Origin of the sequence: Ruegeria sp. SCSIO 43209 (assembly GCF_019904295.1) — a bacterium.
Taxonomy (GTDB): Bacteria; Pseudomonadota; Alphaproteobacteria; order Rhodobacterales; family Rhodobacteraceae; genus Ruegeria.
The window spans coordinates 3,139,808-3,157,500 of the sequence record NZ_CP065359.1; the positions used below are offsets into that span (position 1 = coordinate 3,139,808).

Below are 17,693 nucleotides of genomic sequence, written 5' to 3' on the forward strand. Positions count from 1 at the left end.
CGCAGACATGTCCGCGCAACACGACACTGTTTACCTGACAACAGCGCAGGCGATCATTCGCTGGCTGTCGAACCAGTTCATCGAGATCGACGGGCAAGAATATCGCTTATGTGGTGGTGGTTTCGGGATTTTTGGCCATGGCAACGTGACCTGCCTGGGTGAAGCCCTGAACACAGTGCGGGATGAGCTGCCGCTGTATCGTGGGCAGAACGAACAAAGCATGGGATTCGCCGCTTCGGGCTATGCCAAGCAATGGCTGCGTCAGCGATTCATGTTCTGCACTGCCAGCGCGGGACCGGGAACAGCGAATCTGCTGACAGCCGCCGGTCTGGCCCATGCCAACCGCCTGCCGATGCTGATGCTGTGCGGGGACACCTTCATCACCCGCTTGCCGGATCCGGTTTTACAGCAGATGGAGAATTTCAACGATCCAACCTTTGGCCTGAATGACGCGTTCAAGCCGGTCAGTCGGTATTGGGACCGCATCACCCATCCGGCGCAGGTGATCCAATCGCTGCCCGCTGCCATTGCGACGATGCTGGATCCCGGCGATTGCGGCCCTGCGTTCCTCGGGTTGCCACAGGATGTTCAGGGCTGGACCTATGACTATCCGGTCAAGTTCTTCGAGAAGAAGGTGCATCGCATTCGCCGTCAAACACCCGATGCAGATGAGATTGCCGATGCGGCCGCTGCGCTGACCAGAGCGAAGCGTCCAATCATCATAGCGGGCGGTGGTGTGCAGTATTCGCAAGCCGTGGCTGAACTGACCGAATTCGCAGAGAGTCACCAGATTCCGGTGGTCGAAACCATCGCTGGCCGCGCCAATATGCTTGCGACTCATCCGCTGAATATCGGCCCGATTGGCGTGACCGGATCAGACAGCGCCAACGCGATTGCGGAACAGGCCGATGTGATAGTTGCCATTGGAACCCGGCTGCAGGATTTCACGACAGGATCATGGACAGCCTTTTCCAAGGACGCCCAGTTCATCTCGATTAACGCCGCGCGACATGATGCGGGCAAGCATATGTCATTGCCGGTTGTCGGGGATGCTAAACTGTCAATTCAGGCTCTAACACAGGCGATTGATTACTCTGCGCCATCCGATTGGGTATCTCTGGCGCAGGACGAACGGCGTAAATGGGATGCCTATGTGGCCGAGAATGTCGCGTACGGGAACCGTCCTAGTTCTTACGCGCAAGCCATCGGCGTTGTGAACGAGCTTTGCGACCCGCGCGACCGTCTGATCGCCGCTGCCGGAGGTTTGCCCGCCGAGGTCACTGCCAATTGGCGCACCCTGGATATCGGCACAGTCGATGTCGAGTTTGGCTTTTCCTGCATGGGCTATGAGATCGCAGGCGCTTGGGGCGCGCGCATTGCCCAATCTGAGCGTGAGCCGGATAAGGACACGATTACCTTCTGCGGTGATGGCTCATATCTGATGCTGAACTCGGACATCTATTCCTCGGTTCTGAGCCGTAAGAAGATGATTGTTCTGGTGCTGGACAATGGCGGTTTTGCAGTCATCAACAAGCTGCAGAACAACACAGGCAACGAAAGCTTCAACAACCTGCTGGAAGACTGCCCCACCATCCCCGAAGCCTTTGGCGTTGATTTCGCGGCCCACGCGGCCTCGATGGGGGCCACCAGCGAAAAGGTCGCGAACCCGGCAGAACTGGCCGAAGCGTTCAAGCGCGCCAAGGCCAGTGACAAGACTTATGTGATTGTGATGGACGTGGACGCCTATGAAGGCTGGACCACTGAAGGCCATGCATGGTGGGAGGTTGGAACACCCCACACTTCGGCTGACGAGAAGGTTCGTGATGCCCATGTCGAATGGGAATCGACCCGCGAAAAACAACGCAAGGGCATCTGATGAAACGGTTCAAGGCAGAAACGGCTGACCCAGACGTCATTGTGGATGAATTGCTGAACGGTGATGGAGTCGTCGCAATCTCGGGCCTTTTCACCCCTGAAGAGATCGCCGAGGCACGTGCCATCGTCATGGCCGAATCCGAAACAGCGGCCGAGAAAGTGACCCATTTCCAAGGCGCTGCGGAAGAGGATGGCAAACTGAACCTGCAGCGGCGGGTCTGGAATCTGTTGGCTAAGGGCGACGTGTTTTCACGCATGGCTGCGCATCCGGTTCTGATGAAGATCCTCCGCAAGTTTCTGGGGACCGAGTTCATCATGGGCTCGATCGCTGCTAATCGCATCCTGCCGGGCGGGCCGGGGCAGGAGCCGCATGTCGACTATCCCTATTGGGACTTTCACAACCCCGAAACGCATCCCGTGGGTCTCAATGGATCGTTTCCGATGAACGCGCAGGTCTCGATTTTGCTGGACCCATTCACCAAGGAAAGCGGCGCGACCGGATATGTACCCGGATCGCAGAAAGAGCTGCGTTATCCCACGCCCGAAGACAAGTTCTATGACAAATTCGAGCAGATGACCGGTGAGCCTGGTGATGTTGCTCTGTTCTATGGCGTGACATGGCATTGCGCGATGCCCAACAAAGCGGATCACGACCGCAGCGCGATCCTGATCCAGTACCTGCCCAAATGGGTTAAACCAATGGAAGATATGCCTGCTGCTCTGACGCAGGATTTCCTTGATCAGGCAAGTCCCGATCTGCGGCAGTTGCTGGGCCTGAACTATCCCTACCCCGAGGTGCTGGATGCCGCGCGGGCAGGCAATACCGAGGGGCGCACGTGACTCTGATCGAAGGTATAAAAGGTAACCGCTTTGCCGTGTTCGGCAGGGCCGGAATGGACATGTTTGCGGATCCGGTCGGAACCAAAAGCGAAGACGCACAAGTGTTTCGCGCCGATCTGGGCGGATCAAGCGCCAATATCTGCGCCGGACTGGTGAAGCTGGGATCGCAAGCGGCGCTGGTCACCTCGGTCTCGGATGATGCCGTGGGGCGGTTCTGTGTGAACCGGCTGCGGGACTATGGCGTTGAAACGAGATATGTCCGAGCTGTGGGTGGCGAGGCGCGTACGTCCTTGGCTGTCTACGAAAGTTGCATTGAAGACTTTCAGAATGTCATCTACCGCAACGGCGCCGCTGATTTCCAGGTAACCGAGGCGGATATGGATGAGGTCGACTACAGCGCCTTCTCAGCCCTGATCACGGCGGGCACGGTGTTTGCTGCGGAACCCTCACGCTCGGCCACCTTCCGCGCGTTTGAAAATGCGCGCGCCTCAGGCCTGCCGGTGATTTTCGACATCGATTACCGCCCCTATAGTTGGCCATCACCCGAAGTCGCCTCAGAGGTTCTGACCCGCGCAGGGAATGAAAGCGATCTGATCGTAGGCAATGATGAAGAGTTCGGCTTTATGGCGGGCGGCATCGAAAAAGGTTTAGACAAGGCCCGCGAATTGGCGGCCAACGGCAAGATGGTGATCTACAAGATGGGCCATGAGGGGGCCATTACGCTGGCAGACGGGCAAGAGGTCCGCACCGGCATCTACCCGGTTACCGCCGTGAAGCCCAACGGCGCAGGCGACAGTTTTCTGGCCGGTCTGCTGGCCTCGATCGCTGCGGGGCATGACCTGCGCGATGCGGTGCTGCGCGGTTCGGCCTGCGCGTCGATCGTCGTGTCGAAACCCGGCTGCGCCGGGGCCATGCCGACGACGCCCGAACTTGACGAATTTCTGGCCCAACACCCGGGCTCCACGGATACCTGAAAGGAGACGCAGATGCATATTGCGCCCCATGACAACCAGAACAAACCTATCGTCGATGCCGACCATGATCTGGTGCCGCTAAACTATTTCAACATCGTCAAACTGAAAAAGGGCGAGGTGTTCGAATATGCCGTACCGGGCTATGAGACCTGCATCGTGCCCGCTACCGGTACCGTGGATGTCGATGTGGACGGCGCGATCTATACCAACCTTGGCAACCGCACCATCGACGTCTGGGATGGCGAGCCCGAGGGCGTATACGTTCCCGTCGGCGCCAAGGTTCGAATAACCTGCATGACGGATGAAACCGAAACCTTCATCGCGGGCGCAAAATTCGACCGTGTGCTTGAACCCTTTGATGTCCGCGTACCCGAGCTGGATCTGGTGCAGTATGGATCGGACGACACCAAAACCCATCGAAAGATCAAACACATTCTGGGCGCGAACCATCACGACAAGGTCGGCCGCTTGCTGGTGTCTGAACTTTATACCGTGGGTCAGGGCGGCTGGTCCGGCTTTCCCAGCCACAAACATGACACCGACCGCAAAAGCGACGATGGCGAAATGATCGAAACCCGCCATGACGAAACCTATAATTTCCGCTTCCGGCCCAACTATGGTTCTGGCGTCCAGATGCTGCAGCGCGAAGACAACAAGCCGGGTGATGCCTATCACATCATGGATGGCTCGACGATCCTGCTGGACAAGGGCTATCACCCCTGCGCAGTTTTGCCGGGTTATGAAATGTACTATTTCACCATCCTCGGCGGGCTCAGTCAGCGCTCGCTGAAGCAGTATTTCCAACCGACCCATGCAGCCCAGCTGCATACGATCCCGGGCATTATGGACATGGTGGCCAAGTTCAAATGAGCCTTGTGACATTATCGGACGTGCTGCAACCCGCGCTGCGCGACGGCTATGCCCTGGCCGGGTTGGTGACGCTGGGCTGGGAGGAAATGCGTGCCTACGTGGCCGCTGCCGAAGCCGAAGGCGTACCGATCATCCTGCAAGCCGGCCCATCATGCCGCGAACACACGCCGCTGCCGGTTCTGGGCAAGATGTTCCGCCATCTGGCCGAATGTGCCAGCGTGCCCGTCGTGGCGCATCTGGACCATGGCTACACCCATGACGAATGCCACATCGCCATCGACAGCGGCTTTACCTCGGTCATGTTTGACGGATCGCGCAAGCCTTTGGAACAGAATATCGCCGAGACCGCTGCAATTGCCGAGATGGCCCATGCCGCTGGTGTCTCCTGCGAGGGGGAAATCGGTTTTGTCGGCTATTCGGGTGGTGAAGGTTCGGACGGAACCGACCCGGCGGAAGCCGCGCAATTCGCCCGAGAGACCGGCGTGGATGCAATGGCGATCTCGGTCGGCAACGTCCACTTGCAGCAGAACAAAGAGGGCGGTCTGGACGAGACCCGTATCCGCGCCATCGAAGCCGTGACCGAGATACCTCTGGTGATCCATGGCGGCTCGGGCGTGCCGGTTGCGCAACGTGCTGCGCTGGCGCGCGGATCGAAAATCTGCAAATTTAACATCGGGACCGAGCTGCGAATGGCCTTTGGGAATGCCCTGCGAACGGCCGTGAATGCCGATCCGGACAGGTTCGACCGCGTTCAAATACTGAAAGATACACATGAACCGGTGGTCGAGGCGACGCGCCGAGTACTGAAAGCGTTCAAAGGGGCATGACATGCTGAATATTGGGCTATTGGGATGCGGGCGGATCGGTCAGGTTCATGCGCGCTCGATCGGGCAGATTGATGGCGCACGGGTGAGCGCAGTGGCGGACGCATTCACAGAACCGGCTCAGATGCTGGCCGACAAAACTGGCGCACAGATCCTGTCGGCGGACGAACTGATCGAAAGCAAAGATGTCGATGCTGTCGTCATCGGTACTCCGACCGACACCCACTACGATCTGATCCATAAAGCGGCGAATGCCGGCAAAGCGATCTTCTGCGAAAAGCCGGTGGACATGTCCGCTGACCGCATCCGCGACTGCATCAAGGTGGTCGAAGCCACCGGCGTGCCCTTCATGACGGCCTTCAACCGCCGCTTTGATCCGAGCTTTGCCAATATTCAATCCCGCATCGCCGAAGGTGAGATCGGCGCGGTCGAAATTGTCACCATTCTGTCCCGCGACCCCTCGCCGCCACCGATCAGCTATATCGAAAGCTCGGGTGGGTTGTTCCGCGATATGATGATCCATGACTTGGATATGGCACGTTTCTTGCTGGGCGAAGAACCTATCAGCGTTTACGCTGTTGGATCATCGCTCGTCGATCCCGAGATCGGCAAAGCCGGAGACGTCGACACCGCAGCCGTAACCCTGACGACGGCCAGTGGCAAGATTTGCCAGATCTCCAACTCGCGCCGCGCCAGCTATGGCTATGATCAGCGCATTGAAGTGCATGGCGAGAAGGGCATGTTGCGGGCTGAAAACATGTTGGAGAATGCGGTTGAGGTCGCGACTCCGTCGGGTTTCCGCAAAGCCCCCGCCCAGCATTTCTTTCTTGAACGCTACGAAGGCGCCTATCAAGCTGAGATGGCCCATTTCACTGCCGCTGTGTCCGGATCAGGACAACTTGCACCAGGTATCATCGATGGGCTGCGGGCTCAGTTGCTGGCCGATGCGGCGGACGCGTCCTTGAAGCAGGGCACCGTTATCAGCCTCGTTTGAGGTTTTTGGGAAATCATCGAGGTTCAAGGTACGACGCGCCAAACTCGTACCCCCTCAAGAAATCATCAGACATCTTCTAGGCGCGCCGTATCGTTTTGGTATCTGGGCGAGATGTCCGGAATGTGTCTGAAAGATTAATTTTCCCAACTACGGGGAACCCCCAATATACGGGCCTACACGCATCGCATAACCTGAGCTCAACGGACCACTTTCACTGTTCCGTGTATCCCCTTCAGAGGGGTTGGCTCGACCCCCTCGCCAACCCCTCTGCTAGGTGGAATGAGAGGCGACGCTTTCAATCTAATACCGCCACCGCAAGATTTGGACGAAGCGGGCTTGTTTTCGGGCCCTAGACCTTTTCCTTTTGGGTGACGACGGCGTCAACGATGAACGAAAAAGAAGTGCATGGTGTTTCTTTAATTGTTTAGTTTCAATGTCTTACTACAAAACCACCGACACCCCGAGAGAACAGTTGTCACGAGCGCGACAACATGCGCTTAAAGGCCCTACAGCTTTGCGGTGCTACATTAGATCGCTGAAACAAGCGCATTCACGGCTCCGGCAAAACCAGCCACTGCCACAACACTTGCCAAAATGACGCAAAGGATTTCCAACGCACTGAGTTTCATATCGGCCCCCACCGGAATGCTGCACACGGCATAGAGCAAGTCTTGAAAGGCGAAAAGTGAGCTTATGTTTACGTTGCGGAAACTTGCTATCCAGGCAGCGCTTACTTGCTCAGATACCGCTCTCAGGACGTTAGTTGGGGTCGTTCTGATGGCATTTCTATCTTGACCTGTTGCACCTCTGCATCGCCGATTGCACATCATTCGGCGCGCAACGATCAATGGAAAGATACCTGAAACTGCGCCCATAGAATCTAATGGCGCTGTCGAGGTGCGCCATAACTACACCCAGATGCGCGATACAAAAGGTTTGAACGCGCATTGTATCAACGCCACCGAAAATGCGCTTCGGTCATTGGGCTATCAGAAGACTGCTCGTGGGGCGGCATATCGAACTAGGTAACCCCCTCAAATCCAGTTGGAAAAACTAGAAAGTGCTAAAATAAAGACATGCCGCCCTCTGTGCCAAGATGGCATTATGGCAAAAATGTGTCCACGGCTAAATTCGAAACTCTTAGTTCGTGAATTGGAAACAAGATGTTTCGGAAAGATTCTCGGGACCACTGAGAACCCTGCACTTCGAAGGTGCTCAGTGATGAGAGTTTGAATTCGAAAGATAACACTGTGACGTCACTCTCTCCACCTATGAAGAAGGCTCGATAAGCGGACCATCGCTGCTTGGTGTCCTTCTCAGCAGAAACTACAATACCTCTCATTGGATGAGGGATAGCCTCATCAAGCTTCAACCGAATTGAACGGCCAACACTGGATGGGCACTTCCCGAGCTACTGAACTGACACTTTAAACTGGAATGCATCTTGCTTCCCCATCTGTGCCCATCGCGCATCCTTCGTTCCAGAGAACGGGTCAAGTCATCAAACCTTGGGAGCAAAATTTGTTGTAAACAAAAACGAGGGAGTTCTAGGTTAGTTCAATATACTTCAACTGATGAGCATCCATTTTGACGAAATATAGTACAATGCTTCAATTGGTAGAAATCCAAAGATCTAATTCAATTATAACACGACCCTTGGGTTTTACCGTTGTGTTGTCATAGAGAAAGATGAATTAGCAGCGCTTGAAGTCTTGGTACGTGTTGATGCAAAAATTGAAGCCAATGACAAGATGTCAAGAAACGCCTTTTGTCGATATTCAAGTGGCATTCACTCTTTGACCTCTTAATGTGCATCCTTATCTCGCGCTGCGACGGTGCGTTTCATTCTTATTCACCGGAATCAAGCACTTATGAAGTAATGCGGAAGCTTTCCCTCTTTAACATCTACCAATGACCGGAAAGTATCAGTTCATATCACCCACCACTAAATTTATTTATTTATATCTGGAACTTAACAAATACCTGCGTTCTCAATTGCAAATGTCGAGCGCGTTTAATGTCGACGAGTTACTGAGATTAGTGTACTACTGACCCTAACTGTGGGGTTATTTTTATTTAAAACAATCGATCAGGGTGTCGAATTTTAGGCATTAGAAACGTTTAATCTATTTACTTTGAGGTCAAGATATGGGGTAGACCAGACAAAGTTTTCCAAGACTAAAACTCCCGAAGCCCGCCTAATGGCCATCGTGTTCATTGATGCATGTGGGTACTCGTTAGCGGTTCGCGAAACTGAAATGCGAACCCTATCCACTATTCGCGCGGATCTGAATTTAGCCAGTGAAGTAGTGGTCGCTCTTGGAGGTGAAGTCACGGGTATTGCTGGTGATGGTTTTTGCGCGACATTCAGAAGTGTTTCAGTCGCGGTAGAAGCCTCGTTGAGGGTACAGGAAACTCTTTCTGAACAAGTCGGAAACTATGATCGCGGGTTCAGGATCGGTGTACATGTTGGTGATACATTTGAAATAGACCGCCAAATCATAGGGAATACCGTAAACACCGCGGCCCGTATCGAAAGTGCTGGATCGGCCGGTGATGTCCTGGTCTCCAGTGCGGTCCGAAATTCGCTTCAGGGTGGAAACGACTTTCGGTTTGTCTCCATCGGCTACCCAACACTAAAAAATCTGGGAAACTCTCTCGAGTTATTCAAGGTGATCAGAGTTTCGGACCAAGGGTCGCTGACAAAGGCCCGTCTCGAATTGATTGGGTATCCGAAGTATTGGGGCTCCCAAAACACTTTGCTGGACCTAAGCAACGAGCAGACAATGCTTCTCTCGCTCTTAGCTTGCTCTCAAGGTGTTTTTTCAGCGCATCGGGCTGGCGAAATTATTTGGGAGGACCAGTCTACTTCTGAAAGGTCTGCTTTATTGGAGCGGCTCGTCGACGCCACCAATGAACACACCGGTTTGGCAACCCTAATCAGTCTAGTTCGCGACAAAGATCTCATTTACCTCAATCAACAAGAGTTGGAAATAGACGTAACAGAGCCAACAGCAGAACCATCAAACAATAGGCTGTTGGAGGGTTTCAAATGCCGCAGTGCTGCTTTCATGGATTGGCTCCAGCATCAACGGTCTGCGGTTCGATGCATCAACCAAGATGGTGCTAGTCTAGTAAGTAAAACCGATCTCACAACTCAGCCAACGCCTAATGCATCATGGGTAGAAACTACGAGAACAAATTTCGTAATTGGCCTTCTAGCCTCAGATGTGGGAGCGGGATCGGAAAAAGCCTCTTTCGTAGCAAATATCGTCGCAGAGCAGCTATCAAAATCTCTTTCGGAAACCGAGGCCCTGATTGTTCAGGACTATCGCACCCCGAACGTGCCCGGGCCATACAACTCCAGCCCCAGCCACGGTGTTGGTCCCGACTTGTTTCTTCAGTGCAGAGCGTCAGCCTGCGAAAGCATGCTTCAAGTTTCTGTCACTGCAATGCGCCCCGAGGACCGGAAAGTTATTTGGAATCAGAATGTGGTGGCTGATCAGGGCGACTTTCTTGGGCTCTCGACCTCCAGCGTTGCAGCTTTTGTAAGCTACGCTACCGATGCGCTCCTCACGGCATTGGTGAATGGGCGTCATATGCGAGACCCCGCTGCCCATCATGCTGCAAAGACGGCGATCTCAGCAGTCCATCACTTGCTAACAATGTCCGGACCCGGTTTGGACCATTTGCAGGCAGACATATTGGCGGCCTACGAAATCGACCCCAAGCCTGTTTACTTGGCCTGGCTAGCATATTTTACGACGTTCCAAATCGGCGAACGTTACGGAACGTGGGACATTGAGCTTGAAGAAAGAGCACGAGAGCTAGCGAGGCGAGCAGTCGAAGCTGACGCAGATAACGGGACCGTTTTAGGGCTTGTCGCTCACGTCTATTCCTACGTGTTCCGCGAGTTTTCGATTGCTCAGGACCTTTCTGACAGAGCCCTGGAGCTGAGCCCATATCGTGCAATGTGTTGGGATTCTGCTGCGATGCTCTATTGCTATACCGATCGTCCGAGGCTTGCAGTGGAGGCCGCGAACAAAGCTAGGGTTATCGGACGGCACAGCCCTTATCGTCATCTATTCGACGGCGCAAGCTGCGTAGCTTCGTTGGTAAATGGCGACTTCGAACAAGCCGTCAAATTTGGCGAAAACGTAATGGCGGTACAACCACAGTTTAAAGCAGTTATGCGCTATCTGGCGGCATCTTACGGTCACTTGGGCGATCACACCAAAGGTGAGAAAGCGTTACATCGACTTGTCGAATTGGAGCCAGACATGTCTCTCACAAGTATTCGAGAAGACTGGTTTCCGGTTCCAACCCGCTTCAGCGCAAAACTTATGGAGGATGGTCTGAGCCGTATCGGGCTGCCAAAACAAATTTAGTATTTCGATCAAGGGAGGGGGATTCATTGAATTACGTTAGTTTTCTCAACAACTTCGGTATGCTCGTTCGGCGTGGGGAATTGATTTCGTGTAAAGTTTTAAAGCTGGCGAACTTGGGCGCAGAGGACAATCCTGAGCGAAATAGGGATGAACTTGTATCGCTAATCTATGACGAACAGCAGCAAACATTCTGGGCGTACATCAATGCGATTCGTGAGATCAAGGACGACATAATTGATGATCCAACACTTGAAAAATTGAATTTGTTTTTTGATGAGATGACTCTGGTAGATCGTCTTCAGCGGAACGAACAAGTAGCTAATTCGGTTGCCACAGAAATTGGAAGCCGGTCTGCACTCGGAGCCGCTGTAATCGCGATGGGTCAGTCTTCATCCTTTGCCCTGAACCGCAACAGAAATAGAAACCGCAATAGAAACAGGAATCGAAATAGAAACAGAAATAGGAATCGAAATAGAAACAGAAACCGCACTGAGTTCGATTTCGGTGGGAGCGATGCCTCATTTGGGTGGCGCGAAATGCGTGATCTCTGTAAAATTGGCATTCCTATTGATACAAGTATTCTCGGGAAAATCTGGGAGAATATTGATCTTCTACCACCTCCAGGACCCGATGAAAGCCTGAACGAAACCACTCATCTGCTGGAACTTCAGGAGCAACTGAAACAGCCAGATCAAGTGCGCCGTCGCGACGAAATTGTTGCGCAAGCGCAGTTCGGAATTGACGATTACCTGACCCCTTTAGGGATTGACGAGCAGGGCGGATTTGATGCGACGAAGGCCTTGATGGTCATCCTGCTGGAAATCACCAACGAGATCGGCCTTACTTACAAGAATAGGTTCAGCCGACCTCGACCAAACATCGTGCAGCCGCTTATCCGTCCTTACATCCCCGTACCCTATCACGCTGCATATCCATCCAACCATTCTTATCAATCATTCGCGATTGCAGAGCTGTTCTCTCGGCTGGTTCCAGAGCATCCGGGAACGATAGCGCTTTTCCATCGCGCCCAGCGTATTGCCGAGAACCGAGAATGGGCAGGTCTACACTACCCAAGTGATACAGCTGCAGGACGCAGTCTCGCAAAGAAAACAGTGGTTTATCTAACAGAAGCTCTCGATGAACTGATGGATGAAGCCCAGGACGAATGGCTGGGATAGCTACAAAGGGGAGGTGAGCCAATGCCTGTTGGCGATGAGTTATATAAACGTTACTACTATCTTTGGCATCTGGTGGCGATCAATGCGATTTCCGTACCAACTGGCACCTCATCTGGTGAGGTTTGCCCGACGATAACTGGTGTCGAATGGGATTTTGCAGGACGGGATGTAAAAATTGGCCTCATTGATATGGGGGTGGCCCGGCATCATCCAAACTTAGAAGCGCCAGAGGCCCCCCTTCCCCCTCCAGATCAAGTTATTTGGAATGACGCAATTGATCTAGCGAGCCACCCGTATGGAGCAAAGTACGAGGAGTTATCGGCATATCCTGCAGCAAACAGACACCGCGAGCTACCAGAACAACATTTGACCGGAATCAGCGCTTTGGTCATACCTGGTCTCGACCCCGAAGAAACCGAGATAATTAACAGAATTAGTAACGGTTTTGGCGTCAAGCGTTACGTCGATGCCTATGATGATCGGTATGCCGCTCACGGGACTGGATGCGCTGGCCTGACGAGCGGTACCAGTTATGAATTGGATCAGTTCGGCAATGCGGGTAATGTTGCCCCTTACTTTGGCGTAGACCCGCTAAGCAAAGTAGTTCCTATCACAACTTCAATATCTCCTAGCCCTGAAGAACTGATAGCGGCCTTTCTTTATGCAGAAGCGAAAGGTGTGGATGTCATTCTATTTCCGCGCGATGCCGCTGACCCTTCGTATTGGCCCGGCTATCCAACCTCTTTTGACGATGATGAAGAGACCCGCCTTCATAAAAGCAAGGCGGGAGAAGTTCATGAAGATATTTTGGACATCCAAAAATCCTGGGCTCTACTTGAGAAAGTCATAGAATGGGTAAGCAAGCAGACGCCTGTTGTATGCGCCGCAGGTAATGAGGGCAGGAGTGAACTGATTTACCCGGCTAGTTTGTCATCCAATCCCGCAAACGGTGTCATTTCAGTAGGCGCCGTCAATTACAACGGCTACCGATCGGGTTATTCCAACTACTCGGGTGATCTGACCGTAGTCGCACCTTCAGATGACGGAGAAGTATATAACAGATACCAAATCCGATTGGACCGTCGCGCTGCTTCAGCAGGCGACTTCTGGGTAGAGAACGTGCACAAAAAGCGCGAACCACCTTATGATGATATCCCTGAAATTTCATTTGCCTCACAACGGTTACTTTCCTTGGATGTTCCAGGACCGAGGGGCTACGTGGAAGGAACATTCGCTGGCCCTGTGAAGAAACGAGAAAGTGCGCGCGACGATCCTTCGGGATTATATGCTGAATTTGGAGGCACATCGGGTGCTGCTGCCTTGGTCGCCGGAGCAATCGCGATGATGCAGCGCAAGTCGACTTCAAAGGTGTCAGGTGTTGACGTCAAGAACATTTTCGAAGGTTTTTCGGCTGATACCAATAAACTAAATCTAGACCACTGGTATTGGTTAGATGCAGGGTCATCTTTGCAGCCAGATGCCATGAACTCATATACAACACCGAGCACAGATGAGCTTTTTGGGCAAGCAGGACTATTGGACGTCGCAAAACTACTTTTACAGGTTTGAACAAACTAGGACGTGTGATTGGTTGATACCGCTCCTTTCAAGGCATTTTGCCGCAAAGGAGATTGAATATGGGAATGAAGCGCACGGATTGATTCGTCTCTGCTGCGAGACGGATCAAGCTGATCATTGGGCTTTCATGCAAACAAACTGCGTTTGAACGCGGCATTGGCATTAAGCGATCGGAACGCTTGGCGCAGAATACCAATATCGCGCCATTAATGGGTTGAGATCAGAAGCACGTAGAGCGATAGATTCAGGGTCATCCCTATTCTCCCATTCTTCCTCACGCGTCGATTTTGGAGCGTGGCGCGATGAGGTGAAGACGTTAAGCAATTGCTCCGGGTGATCAATTGTAGTCTGCGCGGGCTGCTCTGGGATTTTCTAAAGTTGGTTGCGGGAGCAGGATTTGAACCTGCGACCTTCAGGTTATGAGCCTGACGAGCTACCGGGCTGCTCCATCCCGCGACACTTTAAGTGACCTATCGCTTACGCTACTTGAGGTCTTGTGTTGGTCTATCGCCTATTCGGCTACTTGAGACCGGGTAGTGTTCTTTTCATCGTGTTAGAGAGATGTGGGCTTTTTCTAGGTTTGGCGGTGACCTACTCTCCCGGGGCTTAAGCCCAAGTACCATTGGCGCGGCAGTGCTTAACTTCCGGGTTCGGGATGGGACCGGGTGTTTCACTTGCGCTATGACCACCAAACCGAGGAAAAGCCCATGTCGACTTTCCTGCGTTGCAGGAAAGCGACGAGGTGGCAGGCAGCGTCTTTTGCTTGCAAAAGGCGCGTTGCCACTCGGTTATATAATCAACCAACATCGCGGCTTGACGCTGCGACGTTATCCAACTCAAGGTGTGTATGCTTTGGTCTTGTCTTTCCATTACTGGATCAAATCAAGCCTATCGGGCGATTAGTACCGGTCAACTGAACGCATTACTGCGCTTACATCTCCGGCCTATTGACGTGGTGGTCTTCCACGGCCCTCAGGGAGACCTTGTTTTGAGGGGGGCTTCCCGCTTAGATGCCTTCAGCGGTTATCCTGTCCGATCATAGCTACCCAGCACTGCCGTTGGCACGACAACTGGTCCACCAGTGGATCGTTCACCCGGTCCTCTCGTACTAGGGGCAACTCCTCTCAAGTCTCCTACACCCACGGCAGATAGGGACCGAACTGTCTCACGACGTTCTAAACCCAGCTCACGTACCTCTTTAAACGGCGAACAGCCGTACCCTTGGGACCTGCTCCAGCCCCAGGATGAGATGAGCCGACATCGAGGTGCCAAACACTGCCGTCGATATGGACTCTTGGGCAGTATCAGCCTGTTATCCCCGGCGTACCTTTTATCCGTTGAGCGATGGCCCTTCCACTCGGGACCACCGGATCACTATGGCCGTCTTTCGACTCTGCTCGACTTGTCAGTCTTGCAGTCAGGCTGGCTTCTGCCATTGCACTCAACGAGCGATTTCCGACCGCTCTGAGCCAACCTTCGCGCGCCTCCGTTACGCTTTAGGAGGCGACCGCCCCAGTCAAACTACCCGCCACGCAGGGTCCCGGATCCGGATAACGGACCGCGGTTAGACATCAAGAGTGCGAAGGGTGGTATCTCAAGGGAGGCTCCACGGATACTTGCGTTTCCGCTTCAAAGCCTACCACCTATCCTGCACATCACAATCCTGATGCCAGTGCGAAGCTGTAGTAAAGGTGCACGGGGTCTTTCCGTCTAACCGCGGGAAGCCTGCATCTTGACAGGCAATTCAATTTCGCTGAGTCGATGTTGGAGACAGCGGGGAAGTCGTTACGCCATTCGTGCAGGTCGGAACTTACCCGACAAGGAATTTCGCTACCTTAGGACCGTTATAGTTACGGCCGCCGTTTACCTGGGCTTCAATTCAAGGCTCTCACCTCTCCTTTTAACCTTCAGGCACCGGGCAGGCGTCAGACCCTATACGTCGTCTTGCGACTTCGCAGAGCCCTGTGTTTTTAATAAACAGTCGCCACCCCCTGGTTTGTGCCCCCAGCCCCTAGTTGCCTAGGAACCGGGCCTCCTTCTCGCGAACTTACGGAGGTATTTTGCCGAGTTCCTTCAACATCGTTCTCTCAAGCGCCTTGGTATGCTCTACCAGTCCACCTGTGTCGGTTTAGGGTACGGTCTGATGGAGGGCTATTTCCAGGAACCACTCAGCAGCCCAATCAATCCGATAAGATTGAACTACACCTGTGATCCGTCACATCCTCCTGGCCTAGGAATATTAACCTAGTTCCCATCGCCTACGCCTTTCGGCCTCGGCTTAGGGGCCGGCTTACCCTGCTCAGATTAGCTTTAAGCAGGAACCCTTGGACTTTCGGCGAGAGTGTCTCTCACACTCTTTGTCGCTACTCATGTCATCATTCTCACTAGTGATCTCTCCACGGGATCGCTCACGCGCCCGCTTCATCGAAAGAACCTATGTCTGCGCTACCGCCATTGTGGCTACTTGAGCGCGATTACTCGCGCCGCATAACCGGCGGCAATATAGACAAGGTTCTATGTCACACTACGCTCTGCTACCGATGCTTACGCATCCCTAGACTTCGGCTCATGGCTTGAGCCCCGTTACATCTTCGCCGCAGGACAACTTATTTAGACCAGTGAGCTGTTACGCTATCTTTAAAGGATGGCTGCTTCTAAGCCAACCTCCTGGTTGTTTTGGTCGTCCCACCTGCTTTCCCACTTAGCCATGAATTGGGGGCCTTAGTCGTAGGTCAGGGTTGTTTCCCTCTCCACTACGGACGTTAGCATCCGCAGTGTGTCTGCCATCTAGTACTCCCGGGTATTCGGAGTTTGGTTAGGATCAGTAAGCCTGTGGGGCCCCATTACCCATCCAGTGCTCTACCCCCCGGGGTATTCGGATGACGCTCTACCTAAATAGATTTCGCAGAGAACCAGCTATCTCCGAGTTTGATTGGCCTTTCACCCCTAGGCACAGCTCATCCCGATCCTTTTCAACGGATGTGGGTTCGGTCCTCCAGTAAGTGTTACCTTACCTTCAACCTGGCCATGCCTAGATCACTCGGTTTCGGGTCTGATCCCACGAACTCATTCGCCCTATTAAGACTCGCTTTCGCTACGCCTACACCTAACGGCTTAAGCTTGCTCGTAAGACCAAGTCGATGACCCATTATACAAAAGGTACGCCGTCAGATCTCGAGGATCCTCCGACTGATTGTAGGCGTTCGGTTTCAGGTACTGTTTCACTCCCCTCGTCGGGGTGCTTTTCACCTTTCCCTCACGGTACTGGTTCGCTATCGGTCAGCAAGGAGTACTTAGCCTTCGAAGGTGGTCCTCCGATCTTCAGACAGAATTTCACGTGTTCCGCCCTACTTAATACGTCCATCAAAGCTTCCTATACGGGGCTGTCACCCGCTATGGCCACGCTTCCCAACGTGTTCTAGTCACTTATCTGGCTCGGCTGGTCCCCGTTCGCTCGCCGCTACTAGGGGAGTATCAATTGATTTCCTTTCCTCCGGGTACTTAGATGTTTCAGTTCCCCGGGTTTGCTCTTAAAACCCTATGTATTCAGGTCTTAAGTACCTGTTCATGCTCATTATTGATTAGCAGAGCTAACAATAACAAACATTCAGGTGGGTTGCCCCATTCAGAGATCCATGGATCAAAGCTTATTCTCAGCTCCCCATGGCTTATCGCAGAGTATCACGTCTTTCATCGCCTCTTGCTGCCAAGGCATTCACCAAACGCCCTTCTCGCGCTTGATTTGATCCAGAAAGAGAAAGACACAACTTAGTGCGCTACCGCCTATTCGGCTACTTGAGCGCAGTCAGGTCAATCGCGATCGCCCAGCTGGTAACTAAAGGCGATCTTTCTTCTGAACCAAAAGCATACTTTCCCGCCTTCTATCCTGGAACCCATGCTGCCGATGTCGGTCGGCCCCACATGGAGAATAGAAGACATGCATGATCGTCAGATCATGCGGGTTAGTGTACTTGACTTGGACAACTCTGTTCGTTTCAGCCGGGATATTCAAAGAGGGACGAGGAAACATCCCTAATCAAACCTCCCCCGAAGAGGACCAACTGAGATCAACGCCACACTCGGCGCGATCAAACAGTGTTGATTGATTTCTCTCTATACGATGTCAATTGACGTCCAATCGGACGGTTAAGAACCCAAAGGTGCTTAACGAT

The 17,693-nt window shown here is 53.1% G+C and carries 9 protein-coding genes, 1 tRNA gene and 2 rRNA genes; 9 read left to right on the top strand and 3 right to left on the bottom strand.

Features of this window, described 5'->3' with window-relative positions; all coding sequences use genetic code 11:
* The first annotated feature begins 7 nt into the window (after positions 1–7).
* From iolD to I5192_RS15815, 9 genes are all read left to right on the top strand, one after another.
* Positions 8–1,876, top strand: a complete 1,869-nt coding sequence (iolD, locus tag I5192_RS15775) for a 3D-(3,5/4)-trihydroxycyclohexane-1,2-dione acylhydrolase (decyclizing) (protein ID WP_223117247.1) — start codon at positions 8–10, stop codon at positions 1,874–1,876.
* Positions 1,876–2,715 (top strand): phytanoyl-CoA dioxygenase family protein, encoded by an 840-nt coding sequence (locus tag I5192_RS15780; RefSeq protein WP_223117248.1) that lies wholly within the window; start codon positions 1,876–1,878, stop codon positions 2,713–2,715. The genes iolD and I5192_RS15780 overlap by 1 nt, the downstream gene beginning before the upstream one ends.
* On the top strand, positions 2,712–3,689 hold the full coding sequence (gene iolC, locus I5192_RS15785) for a 5-dehydro-2-deoxygluconokinase (protein ID WP_170395024.1): 978 nt from the start codon (positions 2,712–2,714) through the stop codon (positions 3,687–3,689). Before I5192_RS15780 ends, iolC begins: the two co-directional genes overlap by 4 nt.
* Before the next feature lie 12 nt (positions 3,690–3,701).
* On the top strand, positions 3,702–4,559 hold the full coding sequence (locus tag I5192_RS15790; protein ID WP_170395026.1) for a 5-deoxy-glucuronate isomerase: 858 nt from the start codon (positions 3,702–3,704) through the stop codon (positions 4,557–4,559).
* On the top strand, positions 4,556–5,386 hold the full coding sequence (locus I5192_RS15795) for a class II fructose-bisphosphate aldolase (protein ID WP_223117249.1): 831 nt from the start codon (positions 4,556–4,558) through the stop codon (positions 5,384–5,386). Before I5192_RS15790 ends, I5192_RS15795 begins: the two co-directional genes overlap by 4 nt.
* A 1-nt stretch (position 5,387) precedes the next feature.
* Entirely contained in the window at positions 5,388–6,377 is a 990-nt protein-coding gene (iolG, locus tag I5192_RS15800) for an inositol 2-dehydrogenase (RefSeq protein ID WP_170626713.1), read from the top strand.
* Between the two features lie 2,201 nt (positions 6,378–8,578).
* Positions 8,579–10,765, top strand: coding sequence for an adenylate/guanylate cyclase domain-containing protein (locus I5192_RS15805; protein WP_223117250.1), 2,187 nt, complete (start codon positions 8,579–8,581; stop codon positions 10,763–10,765).
* A 26-nt stretch (positions 10,766–10,791) separates the two neighbouring features.
* A complete protein-coding gene (locus tag I5192_RS15810; RefSeq protein ID WP_170395034.1) occupies positions 10,792–11,943 on the top strand; it encodes a phosphatase PAP2 family protein in 1,152 nt (383 codons plus the stop codon).
* 21 nt (positions 11,944–11,964) lie between these two features.
* Positions 11,965–13,512 (top strand): S8 family serine peptidase, encoded by a 1,548-nt coding sequence (locus tag I5192_RS15815; RefSeq protein ID WP_223117251.1) that lies wholly within the window; start codon positions 11,965–11,967, stop codon positions 13,510–13,512.
* Positions 13,513–13,900: 388 nt separating this feature from the next.
* Here the strand turns inward: I5192_RS15815 and I5192_RS15820 are convergent.
* From I5192_RS15820 to I5192_RS15830, 3 genes are all read right to left on the bottom strand, one after another.
* Positions 13,901–13,977 (bottom strand) — tRNA-Met (locus I5192_RS15820).
* 122 nt (positions 13,978–14,099) lie between these two features.
* Positions 14,100–14,214 (bottom strand): 5S ribosomal RNA (gene rrf, locus I5192_RS15825).
* A 185-nt stretch (positions 14,215–14,399) separates the two neighbouring features.
* A 23S ribosomal RNA gene (locus tag I5192_RS15830) occupies positions 14,400–17,264 on the bottom strand.
* Positions 17,265–17,693: the final 429 nt, after the last annotated feature.

What these genes read in the sequence shown, in the direction of transcription:
- iolG (WP_170626713.1), top strand. Translation starts at nt 5,388, where the DNA reads ATGCTGAATATTGGGCTATTGGGATGCGGGCGGATCGGTCAGGTTCAT.
- I5192_RS15815 (WP_223117251.1), top strand. Translation starts at nt 11,965, where the DNA reads ATGCCTGTTGGCGATGAGTTATATAAACGTTACTACTATCTTTGGCAT.
- iolD (WP_223117247.1), top strand. Translation starts at nt 8, where the DNA reads ATGTCCGCGCAACACGACACTGTTTACCTGACAACAGCGCAGGCGATC.
- I5192_RS15780 (WP_223117248.1), top strand. Translation starts at nt 1,876, where the DNA reads ATGAAACGGTTCAAGGCAGAAACGGCTGACCCAGACGTCATTGTGGAT.
- I5192_RS15795 (WP_223117249.1), top strand. Translation starts at nt 4,556, where the DNA reads ATGAGCCTTGTGACATTATCGGACGTGCTGCAACCCGCGCTGCGCGAC.
- I5192_RS15805 (WP_223117250.1), top strand. Translation starts at nt 8,579, where the DNA reads ATGGCCATCGTGTTCATTGATGCATGTGGGTACTCGTTAGCGGTTCGC.
- I5192_RS15790 (WP_170395026.1), top strand. Translation starts at nt 3,702, where the DNA reads ATGCATATTGCGCCCCATGACAACCAGAACAAACCTATCGTCGATGCC.